This window comes from Crocinitomix algicola, from assembly GCF_001661595.2.
Classification (GTDB): domain Bacteria; phylum Bacteroidota; class Bacteroidia; order Flavobacteriales_D; family Crocinitomicaceae; genus Crocinitomix; species Crocinitomix algicola.
Map to the genome: position 1 here is coordinate 357,908 of NZ_LYPF02000001.1, position 19,419 is coordinate 377,326.

Sequence of the window (19,419 nt, forward strand, 5' to 3'; positions counted from 1 at the left end):
TTATAAAATTGACCCGTTACCATTTTTGGTGCGGGTTTTTTAATGTTTTAACGTGAAGAACCCATTTTATTTCCTAATCATTTTATTTTCTTTATGTACGGTATTTGTAGGTTGTAAAGAAAAAAGAGCTGTAAAAAAATATGTCCATATCCCACCTTCAATGCCTGATAGTGTATATCAAAAATTAGAAGAGGGAGATATTATTCTACGCAAGGGAGCAGGTCCATTGTCTTTTCAAATCATGAATGCAACCAAAGAAGAGTATTCTCATTGTGGGATTATTGTAAAAGAAAAAGAAACTTGGCGTGTTATCCATTCGATGGGAGGGTCGGTAAGTAATAATCACGATGATGGAATGCAAATAATGGATTTAGAAGATTTTGTTTTAAATGCAGCAGACTCAATGTTATTTATTTGCCGAGCTACATTTCAAGATTCATTAGGAAGAAGAATAAAAGAAGGGGCCTATAAATTCCTAAATGAGGATGCTCCATTTGATCATTCATTTAGCTTATTTACGCGAGATAAAATATACTGCTCTGAACTATTGTTTTATGTTTTAAGAGATGCAACAGGTGAGAATCAAATGAAAATAAGAAAACAACACCGATCCTACATCTTATTATTTGAAACCTTTTTCGATGAATCCAAATACAAACCAATTTTCCACTTAAAAGATTTAAACCGAAAAGTTCAATCTTTCAGCGATTGACAAAGTTCCTTGCAGCCCACCAGTGTGGATAGCAAGAACTTTTTCACCCCTATTTATCGATCCTCTTTTAATCGCTTCAACCAAAGCATAAAACATTTTACCTGTGTAAACTTGATCCAATTTTAAATGAGTTTCTCGATAAAATGTATTAATGAAGTCGATCAAGTCTTGATTGTACTTCCCATAACCACCAAAATGAGCTGATAAATCTAAATTTAATTGCTCTAATTTTTCGTTTACAGCCTCATCATCCAATCCAGAAAAAATCAATAACTCCTTTATATCATCACGTATAAATCCACCGTTTTTAAAGACGGGAACACAGGTTACTTTTGCTTCGTGATTTCCTATTAAAATACCCGCTGTTGTAGTTCCTGTTCCAGCAGCAAGAAAAATGTGATCCACAGGAAAATTAACCTCTGAAAGTATTTCTGTACAGCCTAATGCCCCATAAAAATTTGCTCCACCCTCTTCAACTATTAAGTAATTCCCAAATCGAATCCTCAACTGATTTTTATAATCCTTTTCATACCGCCAGCCATACTCTTCACGACTTACAAAAACGAGTTTCATTCCTAATTCACTTGCCTTCGCTAAGGTTGAATTTGACTTCGCATTCAACTCATCTCCTCTAATTATTCCAATCGTTGGAATATTGAGTGCTTTTCCAACAGAAGCCAAAGCACTAATATGGTTTGAATAAGCACCACCAAAACTTAAAATTCCTTCATAACGTCCACTATGAACGCGTTCAATATTTAACTTTAATTTCCGCCATTTATTCCCAGATATTTCTGGATGGATAAGATCATCGCGTTTGACATAGACTTCTATTAAGTTCTCTTCAAACAAAGGGTGACTTAATAACTCTACAGGAGACGGTATGTTTAAATGCATTTTAACTTCCTTTTGGTGTATACATTGTAACTCCTTTTTCTTGATACTCTTTCAACATCACATCTAGAAAAGGTTTTGCTTGAACAACCAATGTATTTGCAGCCCCTAACTTTTTTTTATGCAATACCCCTTTCTCTTCAAATAATGGTATCAAATCATCGCATTTTCTCTTTTTAGAAAATTCAGGGTTGTGTACTTTCGTTTGCACCCGATGCTTAACTCCATCTTTATCAATTACGTCAAAGTCAAAAACTTTAGCATAATAGATAGGGAATTTAAAGTCATTTACTGCATCTTCAAGCGTGTGTAAATTTGTTCCCGCCATAGCCAAAGTAACGCCAACATACAGAATTTTACCGTTTTGTTCAGATATTCGATAAAAGGGGCTCTTTTCGTTATAAGGAGTTAACTGATTAAAATGATCTTTCGTGTAATATTCTGCCAAAGGACCTAGTGCAGAGACAGGTTCTGTGGGATGCAAACTGCGAACCGCCTTTGGTAGGGTTCTAAAATACTCTGTTATGGCTCCAGTTCTCGAAGGGGAATTCAAAACATCGAAATAAGGTGTATTTTGGATATAATTCAACTGATAAACATTATTTGGCGAAGTTGGCATCAATAATGTTCCTTCTTCACCAATAACCTGTAACAAGGCATCTACAAAGGTTTTTGGACCATCTTTTAAATGACCAATACGACTTAAACTCGAATGAACAAGTACCGAATCGCCTTGCTTAAGTCCCATTTCTTTTAGGTCTATAATTAAATCATCCTTAGACAAGCTATTCCCGCTTTTCCGTGCTATATTTAATTGAGCATTTCGCCTTTCCTTTTTCCGTCTTCTATTCCAGTCTAATAAAAAGGAAGGGGTTGCTTTTCGGATATAATCTTTTAACTTCATTGTCCTTGGAAAACATAAGTAATACTGCCATCTGCAAGTAAACTTGCTTTGTTATCATAATTAAAACGCGCTCTTTTAGCATAACGTTCGGCTTTTTCAATCATACAGGCTGTAGCTCCGCTTGATCGACCGGGATTATAACTTACGCTTTTTACATTCCCGGTGCGGTCTACTTTAATATCCACGACCACAGTTCCAGATCCATTACAGGTATAACCAGGAATTTCTAGGGCATGCGCTTTTCGATTTTTTAGACTAAACGAAACCATTACGCGGCCGGCAAAGGCATTCTCTCCTGTGTTATCAACAGATGAGCGATTAGAATTATTATTTTCTCTATCCGCTTCGCTATTAGAATTAAATTCAATGTTAGATGATTTCTTTGCTCCGCCTTCACCTTTATCATGACGACTTGCCCATTCATCAAAAAATTGCTTTTCTAAATCACGTGCTTCCTGCTCTACTTGCTCGTCCATATCTTGCGTAGAAAAATTATCGAAAGACTTTTTTCTTTCATCATTGGCATCGGCAGTGAGATTATAAATTGGAGCATTATTCAACTCATTTTGTCGATTGAGCATTTCTAACAATTCCTCATCTATTTCAATTTCATCCTCCTCAAGTGCTACTTCAACCTCATTTTCTTCTGCAAACTTAGAATTATATGCTCGTTCAACTGTCACAAAATTTGAAGACATAAAAACGACAAAATGAAACAAGACTGTTCCTAGAATTGCAAACTTAAATCGTTCGATATACGTTAAAAACTTATCCACTAATTGTCTTCTTTTCTTATGAATTGATTCGATTTAAAATCATAATAATATACGGCTTCTCTTGTGATTAATTGTACCAATTCTTCTGAAAAAGGTTCTATTTGCTCATAACTAAAACTTAATACGGTATCTCCATTTGTTTGCAACACTCCAAAATCACCTCTACTTTTGGCGATCAAGAGTGTATCATTATAAAATTCTAAACGTTCAAAATAAGGTTCTATTAAGTACTCTCCTTTCTTGTTTATTATTCCGACCAGTGGAGCGCCACCAGCCTTAGCCAAGGCACCTTCAAAAGAATTGGCTCCAGTATAGTTATAACCAATAACTTGTCCCCCGTTCCGATTAAAATACCCCCATTTTTCACCTTTTTTAACGGCTATGAGATCACCATAAAAACCTAAATCTTCTTTGTTAGATTTAAATAATTTATGACCATTCGTATCTAATAGATTATAACCATCACTGAAAAAGACACGAGCAAAACCATTTGTGTACATAGCTAATTGGCGATGTTCCGGAAAAATTGAAATCCACTCATCAAGAATCAATTCCCCGTGATTATTCAAATAATTAAACAAACTATCTTTCTCCACTAGAGCCCTATTACTCTCAACTTTCCCAATGTAACTATAATCAAAAGGAAGAAGAATTTCTCCTTCACCGTCTATAATTCCCCATTTATCACCAAGCTTCGCAGCATATCGGTTTTCATCATACTTTAACAGCCGATCATATTTAAATGGAATAAATGTAGTTCCAAATGGGTCAATCAACCCATACCCACTATTAGTACTAACAATTGCTTTACCTAATTCAAAATCACTTGCATCTGTATAAATAGGCTGTAATCTAACCACACCTTTTTTATCAAAATAGCCATAATTTTCATTCTCAGAAAAATACGTTAGGCCTTCATTTAAATTCCCTAAGTCCTCATAAATCGGCTCAATTACAAATTCTCCACTTCGGTTAATCAATCCCCATTTATCCTGTAAACCTACCACTGCATGTCCCTCTTGCACTTTAAATGCGTCGTCAAAAATAGTAGGAATTACAATTTCCCCCGTTTTATCAACAAACCCGTAAGCCCCTTCATAACTAATTATTGCTAATCCTTCGTGAAAAGCATCTGCTAAATCAAATTGTGGTTTAATATAAGTCTCTTGTTCCCGATCAATATACCCCCACTTGTTTCTCGATTTTATTGGAAGCAGTAGTTTTTGGACCAGCTCCATTTGCTTTAAAAGTTCTTTTTGATATGGATAATCCTTGAATTCTTCCATGAATGCTTGAATGCCGTCAGATGAATAATTGTCTTGTAAATAAGTGTTATAGAGTTTCTTCCATGCAACAGATACATTTCGATTTTTCGGGTAACTTTTAATGAAATTTTGATAGGATTCCAAGGTTGCTGTTTTTGTTGAAATTTCAAAAACTTGGTCTTCAGCATCATGTCTAAACGGACTATTTGGAAAATTCTCTACGAAAGCCACGTAATCTACAAAATTGTTCGAGGCCGTCTGTTCTTGGTAATTCAAACGTTCGTAATTAGCTACAGCCTCTTCTTTTAAATGAGATGTAGGGTATTTAGTTAAGAACGCTGTAAATGAAGTTGAATTATTTTGCTCTTCTGCAAGCGAAAAGGCTAATTCATCTCTGTGATAAATTGCTGAGTCAACATACTCACTCCAGTAATTGTTATCAATGAAGAGTTGATAATCTTTTATTGTATGATTCAATTTAGCGCGTTGATACAGTTTATCGCTCACCGTATTTCGTTGCGAAAAAATATGCGAACTATCAATTTTTATTTTTAAATATTTTTCTTTTTTCTTTTGTGGCAATTCGGAATATTCATCACTTGCTATTACAATATATCTTCGCGCACTATCCAGATTATAAAACGGATTATCATTCCTGTGGTAAATTAAACTTAACCCATAAGATGCAGCGACGCGATCTCTTTTCAATGATTTTTCAAACAACTTTTTTGCTTCAAAATAATTGTAAATATCTAAGGCTTGAAAAGCTTTTTCAATTTTACCTGCATACGCGGTAATTGCACAGACAGCAATAATTATGGTAAAAATATTTCGTCTCAATGTTTGCATTAATTTAGTGCAAAACTAAGCAATTAGTAAGAGAAAATTGTGTTGATAATGCAACAATAGTTGATTAAAGTCGATAAAAAGATATCAATATTGACCAACTATTTGACGGTTATTTTAACTTTGCAACCTATTTTTCCATGTGAATGATTAAAATTGCCGATCGAATATTATTTTACGTAGTCCTAAAACCTTTGTCCTACCTACCTTTGGGATTATTGTACTTCTTTTCGAACATCGTCTATTTTTTAGCATTCAATTTTGTGAGATACCGTAGAAAAGTTGTTCGAGCCAATTTAGAAAGAGCATTTCCTGATAAAACCGGGACAGAATTATCTTCAATTGAGAAGGGATTCTATAAACATTTTATTGATTTTATCTTTGAGAGTATTAAAGCGGTTAGCATATCAAAAAAGGAGGTTTTGAAACGCACTTCAATAAAAAATCCAGAATTATTACAAGAATTGTACGATAAAGATAAAAATGTCATTGTTACTTGTGGACACTATAATAATTGGGAATATTATTCACTTAGTCTACCAGAATTGACGAAATACACCACTTACTCAATTTATCAACCGTTGAAAAATAAGTTTTACGATCAAATATTATTTAATTCAAGGACTCGAAATGGCATGCAGTTGATTGGCACAAAAGATATCATTCCCTTTTTTACAAGCTCAACTAAAGAGAAAAAACTCGTTGTTATTGTCAATGATCAATCTCCTACCAATTTACAGTCTGCACATTGGAATACATTTTTAAACCAAGAAACTGGATGGAATATTGGACCGGAAAAACTTGCGAGAAAATATAATTATACCGTATTATTTGGTCATTCTAAAAAGATAAAGCGTGGATATTACGAGGTCGAATTCACTACTATTACCGAAGACGCTTCTTTACTCAATCCTGGAGAAATTACAGATATATATTCTGCACTTCTTGAACAGCTCATCCAAAACAAACCTGATTATTGGTTATGGTCACATAAAAGATGGAAACATCAACGTCCATCTCTAAAGAAATAATTAACTTCGCTAGTCATGCTTACAACACCATTAGCTGAGCGAATGCGGCCTAAATCCTTGGCAGACTACATTGGGCAAGATCATATTTTAGGACCGAATTCTGGTCTACGAAGAGCTATTGAATCAGGTCATGTTCCTTCCATGATTTTTTGGGGACCACCTGGTGTTGGAAAAACAACTTTAGCTCAAATAATTGCCAATACTGTAGATCGCCCATTTCATTCTCTCAGCGCTATAAATTCAGGGGTTAAAGATATTCGTGAGATTATTCAAAAAGTAAGCTCAACTGGATTATTTGGAGCGCAGAACGCGATATTATTCATTGATGAAATTCATCGATTCAGTAAATCACAGCAGGATTCTCTACTCGGAGCCGTTGAAAAAGGAATTTTAACTTTAATTGGAGCAACCACTGAAAATCCTTCTTTCGAGGTAATTTCAGCCTTGTTATCTAGAAGTCAAGTATATACGTTAAAGCACCATACCAAAGCCGAATTAAATGTTTTGATGAATCGTGCATTGGAGCAGGACGCTGCCCTTAAGACCAAGAAAATTAATTTAAAGGAGACTAGCGCTCTAATAAAAATTTCTGGTGGAGATGCGCGAAAATTACTGAACGCTTTAGAAATGGTTATTGAGCAGGCCTATACTGGAGAGGAACTGATCATAACAGATGATTTAACAACCTCTATAATTCAGGCTAATGTTGCCACCTATGACAAAGATGGTGAAATGCATTATGACATCATTTCGGCATTCATAAAATCTATTCGAGGAAGCGATCCTAACGCTGCAATTTATTGGCTTGCAAGGATGATTGAAGGTGGTGAAGATCCTAAATTTATTGCGCGAAGATTGATAATTTCGGCATCTGAAGATATTGGACTTGCAAACCCCAATGCACTAATAATGGCGAATAACGCCTTCGATGCTATCAATAAAATCGGTTGGCCAGAAGGTAGAATTGTGCTTGCTCAATGCGTAATATACCTAGCGACCTCTCCTAAAGGAAATGGCTCATATATGGCAATTGGTAAAGCACAAGCAATTGTTAAAGAAACTGGTAATTTAAGTGTCCCATTAGCATTAAGAAACGCTCCAACAAAACTAATGAAAGACCTCGGTTATGGCGTTGAGTACAAATACAGCCATGATTATTCGAATAATTTTATTCAGCAAGAATTTTTACCAGAGGAAATAAAAGGTACGCGTTTTTTTGAAGCTGGGAGTTCAAATCGTGAACAAGATATTGAGAAAACAATTAAAAATTTGTGGGGCGATAAATATTAAAATGAATCAAAATAAATTAAAAGCTTGGATTAGCGCCTTTCGATTACGAACGTTACCACTTTCATTTAGTGTAATTCTAATGGGGGCAAGTATTGGATATGTCCGTACCGATTGGGATACCAATTTTTCATGGAGCGTGTTCAGTTTAATTTTAATCACAACTTTACTTCTACAAGTTTTATCTAATTTAGCCAATGACTATGGTGATGCTATAAAGGGAGCTGACAATGAAGGTAGGATTGGTCCAGAACGTGCCGTGCAAAGTGGCATCATAAGCCGAAGAGAAATGTTATCCGCAATTATTGTGGTATCTATGCTCTCATTAATTTCCGGTATTTGGTTATTATTAGAAGCTTTTTCCTTTAAATTTAATGCCTATTTTCTCATATTCTTTGTGTTGGGATTGCTATCCATTGCAGCAGCAATTAAATATACTGTTGGTAAAAAAGCCTATGGCTATTCTGGTCTAGGAGATTTATTTGTTTTTATTTTCTTCGGATTAATTGGTGTTATTGGTACCGCTTACCTTTTAGCCGGTGCATTCCATTGGACGATGTTTCTTCCCGCCATTACAATGGGATGTTACAGCGTTGCCGTTCTCAATTTGAATAATATGCGGGACAGGGAAAATGATCAAAAAGTCGGTAAAAACACATTAGCCGTTAAATTGGGGCATAAAAAGAGTAAAATATATCATTATTCGATATTCCTAATTGCATACCTATCATTCCCTTTACCTTTTATTATTGAAGGCTTATCGAGTGGGTTTAGCCTATTGTTTTTAACCTTTATTCCTTCGGCCTTAATTCATTTTTTCCATCTTAAAAAAGTCTTTAAAATTGAGGAACCACAAAAATTTGATCCTGAATTAAAAAAGGTTGCAATTTCGGCCTTTGTATTTGCATTATTATTTTTCTGTACAATTCTTTACCTAAGTTAACGTTTTCTTATGAGAATCGATATTCTAACCGTTTTACCACAGCTACTTGAAAGTCCTTTCAGCGACTCGATAATGAAAAGAGCTCAGGAGAAAGGCTTATTAGAGCTTCACTTGCATAATATTCGTGAATATTCAGACCATCGTCAAAAAAGTGTTGATGATTATCAATATGGAGGCGGTGCTGGAATGGTTATGACCATTCAGCCAATAGCAACATTAATTCGGAAACTACAAAAAGAACGAGATTACGATGAAATCATCTACATGACACCTGATGGCAAACTTTTAGAACAAGAAGATTGTAACAGCCTTTCTTTAAATAAAAACATCATGATTCTTTGTGGACATTATAAAGGAGTTGATCAGCGCATTAGAGATTTGTTCATCACGAAAGAAATTTCAATTGGCTCATATGTTTTATCGGGGGGGGAATTAGGTGCAGCCGTACTTACAGATGCAATTGTACGATTAATTCCTGGTGTCTTGAATGATGAAACTTCTGCCTTAACAGATTCGTTTCAGGATGGCTTATTAGCTCCCCCTGTATATACGCGACCAGAATCTTTTGAAGGTCATGATGTTCCTGCTGTTCTATTATCTGGCCACAGTAAAAATATTGAAGATTGGAGAAACGAACAAAGTATAGCTCGTACAAAGGAACGAAGACCTGATTTACTTCAAGATGATGAGTAGGTTGACCGTGAATTGACTTTGCCTATAATATTTACTAAATTTAGACTTCATTTAACGGAACATGAGAACAATTTATTTTACACTTATAATTATTGCGCTTAGTTTTTCCACATCTTGCAAAAAAAACGAAATTCAATATCATTTTAACGGAAAAGTCACCAATCAATTAGACAATAGCGCTGTTAATGACGCAACAGTAAATTTGGGCCAAAGAAAAGTTCAAAATGGAGGAACATCCCCCGATTTTTACCAAGCAGCTTCCGTTAACACATCGCAAAGCGGTGTTTATGATATTACGATAGATCGTGAAATGGTCTCGGCCTTTGAATTTGAAGTAAAAAAAGAAAACTTTTTTGATATGGTTTTTGAACGAACCACAGCATCAATTACTACAGATGGTGTTAATTCAATCGATATAGAGTTAGAGCCCAAATCTTGGGTTGAATTTGATATTGAGAATTTATTTCCAGAAGATGATGATCACTTTAGGTTATTTACAATCGGATTCAAAGAAAATTGTGCTGGTTGCGCCTCCAATGCAGGCCAAAATTACTATGGTGATCTTGATACTGTTATTCGTTATGTGACTACAGCCGGCAAATACGTTAAATTCACCTATATAAACGTAAATTCAGGTGAATCAACGACCGATTCAGTATTCACTACTCCTTTTGAAACAATAACCTACCCTATTGTTTATTAAGTAACTTTACTTAAAGCATAATAAGGCTGATAAAAAAACCAATAAACAATGGCTCCAATAAAATACATTGAGACATCAATTATATCTGCAGTGTATTTGCTAGATATTGAAGGTAGATACATCTCAAAATATACCGAATAAAAGATAGTCATAGCGATTATTAAACGAATATTCAGTATATAATCAGGTATTTTCTTAATCCAGCGTACGCCCACCAAGCACAACGCCAAAACCATAGGCATACATAATAAATCTGTTAGGTAACCATTCAGCCAAATCGGAAAACCTAATTGTAAAAAACGTCCTATATGCACCAATAAATAAATTGTGCAAAACAAAAAAAACATTGGATTTATAACAGGCCTTAACATGAAATTTAGCCATTTGCCATTGCTACCATCCAGGCAAAGAAACCTCCAATAGCTGCAAAAACCATTGCTATAGAATATCCTATTTGATAAATAATTCGAGCGAACATAGAATCGGAATTTTTCAACCTTTCTGCGAACAAATCGAATTTGTCTTTTGGTTTGTTTGCCTCTTCAAGTTCTTTCTTTTTCCAGTCTGCTTTTTGAACTTCTTCTGGAGAAATTGGGTTTCCGCAATGTGTACAATGACTCTCTCCTTTGTTCCAAGTACCACATGCTAAGCATTTTCTTTCTATCATATCTATCCCATAAAAAAAGCCTTTTCTCCTATAGAAGAAAAGGCTTTATATTTATTATTTTTTTTTCATTTAAATGAGCTTAACATTAACAGCGTTTAATCCCCTATTTCCTTCTTTCAATTCAAAAGCGACCTCTTCACCATCTTCTACAGCATCTATGAGTCCAGAGATATGAACAAAATATTCTTTTTTCGAATCGTCATCGATGATGAATCCAAATCCCTTAGATTCATGAAAAAATTTTACTTTACCTGTATTCATTAGATTATCGCTAATTATTTTGGGCAAATATAAGAGTTTTAACGAATTTATTTTGTTCAAAATTGCTTAAAATCACTCGATAAGAACGATTTATTAAACAAAAAAGAGAGCACATATGCGCTCTCTTACCCTTATTAAGTCTGTAAGTCGAATAATATTTGATTCGTTTTACATTATATAAAACGCCAAGTGTTTAAAAAGGTTTCAAAAAAAAATGGATTATTTATTAATAGAGCTCTGCGAAGTTCCGCGAACGATATCAGCATTACCTTCAAACGTTTTTAATTCGAACTGATCTCCATCAAAAACACCATAAGTAAAATATTGGATCCAATCACCGATATTTATATATTTTGATTGCTTAGACAATTCAAACTCAATTGGTAAATGTCGATGGCCAAAAATCATATAATCAAAATGCTGATTTTTCAACTTGGCTTGACAATATTGAATAAGCATTTCTTTATCCTCACCATAAAAAATTGAATCTTGATTACCCGTTGCTGCCCGACTTTTTTGAGAGGATAAGTTGGCTAAACCAATACCAAAATTTGGATGTAAACGAGCAAAAAGCCATTGACAAACAGGGTTTCTAAAGATTTTTTTAATGAATTTATATCCATGATCACCAGGACCTAAACCGTCACCGTGTCCAATGTAAAAAGATTTTCCTTTTATGGTTTTAACTATTTCAGTTCGAATCATTTTCACCCCCAATTCTTTGGGGATATAATCAAAAATCCACATGTCGTGATTACCAATAAACCAATAAATAGGTATACCTCTATCCGTTAATTCTGCAATTTTCCCCTGTAATCGGACAAAACCTTTTGGAATTGCCTTTTTATATTCGAACCAAAAATCAAAAACATCACCGAGTAAATATATCTCTTCAGCTTCGTCTTTTATACTATCCAACCAACGAACGATTTTCTTCTCACGAATTAAACTATCTTCATAATTGGGTGCACCAAGATGAAAATCAGAGGCGAAAAATATTTTTTTATTCTCAATCAATGTCCAAAAATCTTTTCGAGGTAAGCATCCAATTGCCTTCCTCTCACATTTGTTGCAATGATTTTACCATCTTTATCAATTAAGACCGTAAATGGAATACTTTGCACCATGTAATCACGCGCAGCTTGAGTACCAAAACCTTCTAAGGTACTAACATGGTTTGACCAAATCAGGCCGTCTTTTTCGATAGCCGCAAGCCATTTATCGTAACCACCTCTCCCCTTTTGGTCTAGCGAAACACTAAAAACATCAAATCCATCTTCGTGGTATTTTTTATAGGCTCTTACAACATTAGGGTTTTCTCTTCGGCATGGTCCACACCAAGAAGCCCAAAAATCTACTAATACAACTTTACCTTTTAAATCTGATAACTTAATTAATTCCCCTTCAGTATTTGGCATTTCGATATCAATAGCAGCGTTTCCCGGTGCAAACAACTCCTCCCTGGCATTATTTGCAAGGATTTGGCGATTCATATCTTCATCCTTTTCCTCAATATACTTTTGCAGTTGTTTTACGGTTGGTGCATCACCAAAAGACTGGTTAAGGAGTACGACTAACTGTTTATATGCTTCCCATTCCTTTTCTTGATTAATCGCACTTAGAGCTGCAATAAGCGCAGGAGAATTTTCATTTGCCCCTATATAATTATTACGATAATTGTAAAAATTTTGGGCAATAGGACCGAAATAACCATTAACCTCTTTTTGTTTAGCAGGATTTTTTCGAAGAATTTGCGTTAAGGAATCCTCGATACTCGAAAATTCTTGATATTGACGAACAAACCCATTCATCATTATAGACTCATCTGAACCAACTACGTTTGCAGAACCCAAAAAATCATAGACTAATGCTTCTATCGTAATATAATCTTTGGGTTCTAGAATTAAATTGTAATACTGTTGATTATCCAATTGTAAATAAAAGTAGCCTCTACTTTGAATAGTAAAATCAAGTGAAAAATTTCCTCCTTCTTCGATTGAAGATGAAGCAATTGGTTCAGCACCATTCTGATTCCCAGCACTGAATAGATAAATATTTTTCACACCTGAACCATGCAGCTTTCCATCAATTCGAACAGGTCCAGTCATCAAATTAGTAATTTGAGAATACGTATTTATCCCAAAAAATAATAGGAATATAATTGTGAAAAATCTTATCATAATATAATTGTTTTTCTAGCCTAAAATCTCTTTGAGTTTTGCCTCAAGTTGAGGACCTCTAAGGTTAGTTGCAATAACTTTACCATTTTCATCAATTAAGAAAGTCGCTGGGATAGCATTTACACTATAATCAACAGCTGCAGCCGACTGCCATCCATTCAGGTCAGAAACATGATTATCCCAAACTAAATTATCAGCTTGAATTGCCTTTTGCCAAGCATCTTTTTCTTTATCCAGCGACACACTGAAAATTTCAAAGCCTTTATCCTTATATTCATTATAAACTCTTACAACATTAGGATTTTCTCTACGACATGGACCGCACCAAGAGGCCCAGAAATCGATAAGAACAACTTTCCCTCTTAAATCTGATAATTTACGTATTTCTCCATTTACGCCATTACCTATTATTTCAGGTGCGATGTCAAAAGGAGCACTTCCTTTAGCTTGAGATAGTTGAGGATTATTCATTTGTTCAAGCTGTGCCTCAACACTTTTAATATCTCGATCAATCAAATCAGGATAGTCAGAGTTTGGATATTTAGCTCGCATCTCATCAGCAACCATGTGGAAATATTTCAAGTCTAATGTATCAAAGTTTAATAATCCACTTGCCGGAAACAATTCGCGTAACATCAACCAGCTAGAAGGGGAACCCGGTTTTTGCTCGATTTTATCAATGGCATAATCACGTTGAATATAAGAAATACTATCCAGTTGTGCTATAAGCTTTTTAATTTGTGTAGTGTCCGTTTTTGGAGTAGAATTAATTTGCATATAAAGCATTTGCTCATCCTTAAAGAAGGGCTTTAAGAAATCTAAATAATCTTTTACTCTTTGGCTTTCTTCAGAACCTTTTACCGTATAATTTTCCCCAATTCCTGGTAAAGCACCTGAAATCTCAACATTTTTTGCTTCTTTATCCAACAAAAGAATAACAGGCATTTCAGCTTCTCCAAAGAGCAGTACATATTGACGTAAATCTTTAGTTTTCGTCTGAATTTCAAACTGGTTATTTTGAATTAAAACCGTATCAATTATTTGCTCTTTTTCACCTTCATAGGCAACAAGTACAACTTCCTTTCCTTCAGCTCCCGTAATTTCACCTTTAATCAAATGACCTGGTAGTCCCTCCGAAACATCTTCTGTACCACCACATGCCATTAAAAATCCACCTATTAAAGTCGTTAAAAATATATTTTTCGCTTTTCTCATCTTAATTAAATCAAATCATTAATCATTTTACTTGCTGATTTAGGGTCAGCTTTCCCTTTACTTTTTTGCATTACTTTCCCCATTAGGAAGCCCATCAATTTTTTCTCGCCGTTTTTGAACCGCTCGAATTCCTCTGGATTTTCTTTAAAAACGGTCAAAACAATGTCTTTTATCTCATCCGCATTATTATTCTGAAGCCAATCATTCTTTTTCGCAATTTCCTCAGCTGAGTCATTACCTTTTAATAATTCCGGAAATATTTTTTGACTTGCCAAGTTATGCGAAACGGCTCCACTATCAATTAGATTTATTAATCCTGCAATTCTTTCAGCCGAGACAGGAAAATCTTTTATGCTGATTGCATTTGAATTCAAGTAGGATTTTACATCTCCCATTAACCAATTCGCAGCCCCTTTATAATTTTTTGTAAATTCAATAATACTTTCAAAATAGAGTGCAATATCTTTTTGATCGGTCAATAATTGCGCATCATAAGACGACAACCCTAATTGATTCGTATACTTAGAGTAAAGTGCCCCAGGTAAAGGCGGCATCTCCGCTTTAAGCTTTTGAACCTTTTCCGTTGTAATTTTTATAGGCTGCAAATCTGGCTCAGGAAAAAAACGATAATCATTAGCAGCTTCTTTAGAACGCATGGCTGTTGTCGTTCCTTTCAATGCGTCAAAATTTCTCGTTTCTTGATAAAGTTCTTCACCATTCTCAATCGCTACTATATGTCTATTGATTTCATATTCAATTGCGCGTTGAACGTTTCGAATTGAGTTCATATTTTTCACTTCGACACGGACGCCAAACTTTTTTGCTCCCTTTAGCATTACAGATATATTCGCATCACAGCGCAAGCTACCTTCTTCCATATTTCCATCACAAATTTCTAAGTAACGAACAAGTTTTCGAACTTCAGTAACGTAATTATATGCCTCTTGTGAGCTTCTAATTTCAGGCTCAGATACTATCTCTATTAACGGAACGCCTGCCCTATTAAGGTCAATTAACGTATTGAAAGGATCTATATCATGAATACTTTTACCCGCATCCTCTTCCATGTGAATTCTGGTTAAGGCAATTGACTTATCATTCCCTTCATCATCTTTGATGACTATTTTTCCACCCGTACAGATAGGCGTTGTATCCTGTGTAATTTGATACCCTTTTGGTAAATCCGGATAGAAATAATTTTTTCGAGCAAAGTGTTGCTCCGGACTTATGTCACAATCACATGCTAAGCCCATTTTTATCGCAAAATCTATCGTTTTACTATTCATCTTCGGCAATGTACCCGGATGGCCTAATGTTATTGGACTTACATTAGTGTTAGGGGGCGAGCCATACTCATTTTTGTCGTTCGAATAAGCCTTTGTATTCGTTAACATTTGAGCGTGAATTTCCAACCCTATGACGGGTTGGTATTTATTTCTTATTTCATCACTTAATTCCATCGAATTTCTGCGTAAATGTTTAAATTTTTTCTACTAGTTTTTTCATAATCAAGGTCATCTTCGGTTCCTGCTTCATAGCTACCTCAATAATTTCAGCAACGTTGACCTTTTTAATTTTTCCCGGCACACCTAAATCAGTTATAATAGACACTGCAAAGACTGGAATGTCCATATGACGAGCCACGATTACTTCTGGTACAGTTGACATACCTACAGTATCACCACCTATCGTCCTGATGTATTTATATTCAGCAGGAGTCTCTAGCGACGGCCCTGTTAAACCAACATAAACACCTTGACTGACTTTAATATTGTTTTGACTTGCTATTTCATGGGCAATATTTAACATTTTTTTGTCATATGGTTCACTCATATCTGGAAAACGTGGACCAAGTTCATCAATATTCTTGCCTCGCAAAGGTTGTTCAGGGAACAAATTTATGTGGTCCTCAATAAACATGATTTCACCGACTTCGAAATCAGGATTAACACCTCCCGATGCATTACTTAAGAGAAGCTTTTTTACGCCTAACATTTTCATAACGCGTATTGGGAAAGTGACTTCGTCAGCCGAATATCCTTCGTAATAATGGAAGCGCCCTTGCATAGCAACAACATTTTTACCGGCTAATTGGCCAAAAATTAATTTACCGCTATGACTTTCTACTGTTGAAACGGGAAAATTTGGTATATCTTGATAATTCAATGTACATTTTATCTCTATTTCATCAACTAATCCACCTAAGCCAGTACCCAATACAATACCTATTTCCGGTTGTTCTTTAAACTGTTGATGAATGTACTCTGTTGTTTCAACTATTTTTTTCCACATATTCTCTTATTATTCTATCAAATTCTTCGTGCTCATCAATTTCAACCTCAATACTTTGATATACCCATTGATAATTATTTAATTTATTCGACCACGGTTGATTAACCAGACGCATTGCATCTTTTTCAGTCGTTACTATCAAAGGATTTTCACTTGCAAATTTATCAATTAAATTATGAACTTCGTTGATGTTCTCTTCTTTAAACTGATAATGATCGGAGAATTTAAAATGTTTTAGGATTTTATTTGTTTTACTCAATTCACTTAGCAAGGGTTCTGGTTTTGCAATTCCTGTCACTAGAACAATTGAGCGATTATTGACTTTATTATTTTTAAATGTTTCAACCTCTTTTTGCATAAGGGGATATACAGCACCATAAATAATTCTTGAAAAAAACACTTTTTGCCCTTTTTTTGGAGCGATTTTTTCTTCGATTTTTGCTTTATCAACATGCGATAAATCAGGACATTTTGATACAATTACAATATCCGCGCGTTTTTTTCCTTTCCTGGCTTCCCTTAAGGTACCAACAGGCAAGATAAAGTCTTTAAAAAATGGGTTTTGATAAGTTGTTATCAAAATATTCAATCCAGCGGCAATTGCTCGATGTTGGTAAGCATCATCTAACAGAATCACATTTGTGTCAGGTTTAGCTTGACATATACTAATGACACCGTTAACGCGATTTACATCTACTGCAACACCAATTTCGTTGCTAAACTTTGTTTGATACTGCATGGGCTCATCTCCGATTTTTTGTGCAGTTGCAGTTTCATCGGCAAGAATAAAGCCTCGTTCTTTACGTCCATAACCACGACTTAATGTAACGAGGTTATATTCCTTTTTTAAAAGGCGAATCAAGTATTCAGTATGTGGAGTTTTACCTGTTCCACCAACACTCAAGTTTCCAATATTTATAATTGGAAGACTAAATATAGAGGATTTTAGTATCCGCTTTTGGTAAAAAAGATTTCTTATACCTACAGCAATTCCATAGATAAGAGCAAATGGGAATAATATAAAACGAAAATAACGCATATCCATTTCGTACAACCTTAACTTTTTAATCAATTGAGCAACTTATAATTAAAGGGTTAACACCTTATTTATAAGTTGTTTTAGTGTGGGTTTTAAGATTTCTTGCATCTTTTCAGCTCTTTCATGATGATATTTTTTTTCCGTATCATCCATGTATAGGACTTTATTTCTTTCAAGTTGTAAGGCATGAACTCCTTTTAATGGGTTTCCAAAATATCGCGTAATGTGCCCCCCTTTAAAAGGATCGTTATGATTGACTTGATAACCTTTAGATAATTCAGCAAGAGCTAGCTGTATAAGTTCTTGATGTGCCGATGTCTCGTCTGCATTACCAAGAATCATCTCCGGGAATTTATCTTTTCGAATGGTTGGCACCGACTCTCTGATCGAATGAGCATCCCATAAAATTACATTATCAATATCCTTTAAATAATCAGATAATAATTCTTCAATTTTTTGATAATATGGCCAATAGTACTCTTCGAGTCTACGATCAATCTCATCCATGCCAGGTTCACAACCGTCTTTATAGATAGGATTTCCCAGAAAATCTGTTGTACTTGTTAAACCTGTTATTATTCGACCGTCATTATAAAGAGGAGCACTTTTAGGGTCTCGGTTTAAATCAATAACCCACCGATGGTATTTAGCTTTAATAACCGTAATCCCCATTTCTGGAGCGAAACTGTATAGTTGATCCAAAAACCAGTCTGTATCATCTAAAACTTCGAGCTGACTTTCAAGGTATTGAGACCTTAACTCCGTGGGGAATTCTGTGCCCACGTGAGGAATGCTGATGATAAGAGGAACACGTTTTCCAAGCCCTTGATTGATATAATATGGTGATTTTATCTCTTCCATACTAATTCCGGAATTGCATCATTTTCACCTATGATTTCAGCTGTTTGTAAATGATAAATTACGCTTCTCATCATTTTTTCACTTACCCATCCATGAATAGCCCATTCGGTACTATTATACCATCTTTCGGCATCTTTAAGTTGCTGACCGTATCGTTCGCTAACTTGTTTAATTACCGAATCGTCATGCATAAACTTGTCACAGGCGTCGTGAATAGTTCTTAACATACGAATCACGGAATCCGGATGCTCTTTCAAAATTCGATCTGTTGCAGCAATTACAAAACAAGGCCATGGTGTATTGTATTCCCCTACTCTTCGTAAAACCCCTTTGTCAACCAACGGTTTAGTAGTATATTTCTCCCAATAGAATACATCAGTTTCTAAACTTTCCAAAGAAGGTAAAGCTCCATCAATATTCTTGATTATTGTAAACTGATCTTTACCTAATTTATGACCTTTACTATCGGCATCGACAATTGCCATTAAATGAGACCCAGAACCAAAACGGGAAATTGCGTATTGTTTATCAAAAATATCTCGATAATTCATCAAGTCGTTATTGACACTTGTATGAATTCCCCATGTCAAAGGAGTAGTCACATATTCGCTAATTATTTTACTTGGATTTCCCTTTACAATATCAGCAATCATTCCTTCAGTTAAAAGAATGCAAGCATCAACTTCATTATCCCGTAATGCCTTTGTCATTTGTCCAGTTCCACCACCAAAATCTGTCCACTCTAGGTCAACTCCTCGACTACTAAATTCTCCACGTTCTTTTGCGAGGTGAATGGGTAAATTGAAGTGTTCGGGAACACCACCCAACCTAATTTTAATTTTCTCCATAA

The 19,419-nt window shown here is 35.0% G+C and carries 20 protein-coding genes; 6 read left to right on the forward strand and 14 right to left on the reverse strand.

Going from position 1 to position 19,419, the window contains the following annotated elements:
* The first annotated feature begins 52 nt into the window (after window positions 1-52).
* Complete coding sequence (locus A8143_RS01545; protein WP_070137309.1) at window positions 53-712, forward strand: YiiX/YebB-like N1pC/P60 family cysteine hydrolase; 660 nt, start codon at window positions 53-55, stop codon at window positions 710-712.
* On the opposite strand, the gene A8143_RS01550 is transcribed toward A8143_RS01545, so the two are convergent.
* Genes A8143_RS01550 through A8143_RS01565 form a run of 4 tightly spaced genes read right to left on the reverse strand, consistent with a single transcriptional unit; the run spans window position 680 to window position 5,400 of the window.
* Complete coding sequence (locus A8143_RS01550; RefSeq protein WP_070137310.1) at window positions 680-1,609, reverse strand: 1-aminocyclopropane-1-carboxylate deaminase/D-cysteine desulfhydrase; 930 nt, start codon at window positions 1,607-1,609, stop codon at window positions 680-682. The genes A8143_RS01545 and A8143_RS01550 overlap by 33 nt on opposite strands.
* A 1-nt stretch (window position 1,610) precedes the next feature.
* The gene (locus A8143_RS01555; protein WP_070137312.1) at window positions 1,611-2,510 is read right to left on the reverse strand and encodes an AAC(3) family N-acetyltransferase; all 900 of its coding nucleotides are present in this window, start codon (window positions 2,508-2,510) and stop codon (window positions 1,611-1,613) included.
* Entirely contained in the window at window positions 2,507-3,286 is a 780-nt protein-coding gene (locus A8143_RS01560) for an energy transducer TonB (protein ID WP_070137314.1), read from the reverse strand. Before A8143_RS01560 ends, A8143_RS01555 begins: the two co-directional genes overlap by 4 nt.
* Window positions 3,286-5,400, reverse strand: coding sequence for a WG repeat-containing protein (locus A8143_RS01565; protein WP_070137316.1), 2,115 nt, complete (start codon window positions 5,398-5,400; stop codon window positions 3,286-3,288). Before A8143_RS01565 ends, A8143_RS01560 begins: the two co-directional genes overlap by 1 nt.
* Window positions 5,401-5,543: 143 nt before the next feature.
* Between A8143_RS01565 and A8143_RS01570 the strand changes: the two genes are divergently transcribed.
* The 5 genes from A8143_RS01570 (at window position 5,544) to A8143_RS01590 (ending at window position 10,054) form a co-directional block, all read left to right on the forward strand.
* Entirely contained in the window at window positions 5,544-6,428 is an 885-nt protein-coding gene (locus tag A8143_RS01570) for a lysophospholipid acyltransferase family protein (protein ID WP_070137318.1), read from the forward strand.
* Between the two features lie 15 nt (window positions 6,429-6,443).
* Window positions 6,444-7,718 carry a replication-associated recombination protein A gene (locus A8143_RS01575; protein ID WP_070137320.1) on the forward strand — a complete coding sequence of 425 codons (1,275 nt, stop codon included), beginning with the start codon at window positions 6,444-6,446 and terminating at the stop codon, window positions 7,716-7,718.
* 1 nt (window position 7,719) lies between these two features.
* Window positions 7,720-8,658, forward strand: coding sequence for a 1,4-dihydroxy-2-naphthoate octaprenyltransferase (gene menA / locus A8143_RS01580; protein ID WP_070137419.1), 939 nt, complete (start codon window positions 7,720-7,722; stop codon window positions 8,656-8,658).
* 9 nt (window positions 8,659-8,667) lie between these two features.
* The gene (trmD, locus tag A8143_RS01585) at window positions 8,668-9,351 is read left to right on the forward strand and encodes a tRNA (guanosine(37)-N1)-methyltransferase TrmD (protein WP_070137322.1); all 684 of its coding nucleotides are present in this window, start codon (window positions 8,668-8,670) and stop codon (window positions 9,349-9,351) included.
* Window positions 9,352-9,412: 61 nt separating this feature from the next.
* Window positions 9,413-10,054 (forward strand): hypothetical protein, encoded by a 642-nt coding sequence (locus A8143_RS01590; RefSeq protein ID WP_070137324.1) that lies wholly within the window; start codon window positions 9,413-9,415, stop codon window positions 10,052-10,054.
* Window positions 10,055-10,430: 376 nt separating this feature from the next.
* Here the strand turns inward: A8143_RS01590 and A8143_RS01600 are convergent, their stop codons facing one another.
* The 10 genes from A8143_RS01600 to A8143_RS01645 form a co-directional block, all read right to left on the reverse strand.
* On the reverse strand, window positions 10,431-10,721 hold the full coding sequence (locus A8143_RS01600) for a hypothetical protein (RefSeq protein WP_070137328.1): 291 nt from the start codon (window positions 10,719-10,721) through the stop codon (window positions 10,431-10,433).
* 69 nt (window positions 10,722-10,790) lie between these two features.
* Complete coding sequence (locus tag A8143_RS01605) at window positions 10,791-10,982, reverse strand: cold-shock protein (RefSeq protein WP_070137330.1); 192 nt, start codon at window positions 10,980-10,982, stop codon at window positions 10,791-10,793.
* A gap of 219 nt (window positions 10,983-11,201) precedes the next feature.
* Window positions 11,202-11,999: a UDP-2,3-diacylglucosamine diphosphatase gene (locus tag A8143_RS01610; protein WP_070137332.1), complete on the reverse strand. Its 798-nt coding sequence runs from the start codon at window positions 11,997-11,999 to the stop codon at window positions 11,202-11,204.
* Window positions 11,996-13,162 carry a TlpA family protein disulfide reductase gene (locus A8143_RS01615; protein ID WP_083261171.1) on the reverse strand — a complete coding sequence of 389 codons (1,167 nt, stop codon included), beginning with the start codon at window positions 13,160-13,162 and terminating at the stop codon, window positions 11,996-11,998. Before A8143_RS01615 ends, A8143_RS01610 begins: the two co-directional genes overlap by 4 nt.
* Before the next feature lie 15 nt (window positions 13,163-13,177).
* Window positions 13,178-14,377, reverse strand: a complete 1,200-nt coding sequence (locus tag A8143_RS01620) for a TlpA disulfide reductase family protein (protein WP_070137336.1) — start codon at window positions 14,375-14,377, stop codon at window positions 13,178-13,180.
* 5 nt (window positions 14,378-14,382) lie between these two features.
* Window positions 14,383-15,837 (reverse strand): Asp-tRNA(Asn)/Glu-tRNA(Gln) amidotransferase subunit GatB, encoded by a 1,455-nt coding sequence (gatB, locus tag A8143_RS01625; protein ID WP_070137338.1) that lies wholly within the window; start codon window positions 15,835-15,837, stop codon window positions 14,383-14,385.
* 19 nt (window positions 15,838-15,856) lie between these two features.
* Window positions 15,857-16,669 (reverse strand): purine-nucleoside phosphorylase, encoded by an 813-nt coding sequence (locus A8143_RS01630; RefSeq protein WP_070137340.1) that lies wholly within the window; start codon window positions 16,667-16,669, stop codon window positions 15,857-15,859.
* On the reverse strand, window positions 16,650-17,741 hold the full coding sequence (gene lpxK / locus A8143_RS01635) for a tetraacyldisaccharide 4'-kinase (protein ID WP_139134238.1): 1,092 nt from the start codon (window positions 17,739-17,741) through the stop codon (window positions 16,650-16,652). The genes A8143_RS01630 and lpxK overlap by 20 nt, the downstream gene beginning before the upstream one ends.
* Window positions 17,742-17,756: 15 nt before the next feature.
* Complete coding sequence (locus A8143_RS01640) at window positions 17,757-18,569, reverse strand: N-formylglutamate amidohydrolase (RefSeq protein ID WP_070137344.1); 813 nt, start codon at window positions 18,567-18,569, stop codon at window positions 17,757-17,759.
* The gene (locus tag A8143_RS01645; protein ID WP_070137346.1) at window positions 18,557-19,417 is read right to left on the reverse strand and encodes a substrate-binding domain-containing protein; all 861 of its coding nucleotides are present in this window, start codon (window positions 19,415-19,417) and stop codon (window positions 18,557-18,559) included. Before A8143_RS01645 ends, A8143_RS01640 begins: the two co-directional genes overlap by 13 nt.
* Between the last annotated feature and the right edge of the window lie 2 nt (window positions 19,418-19,419).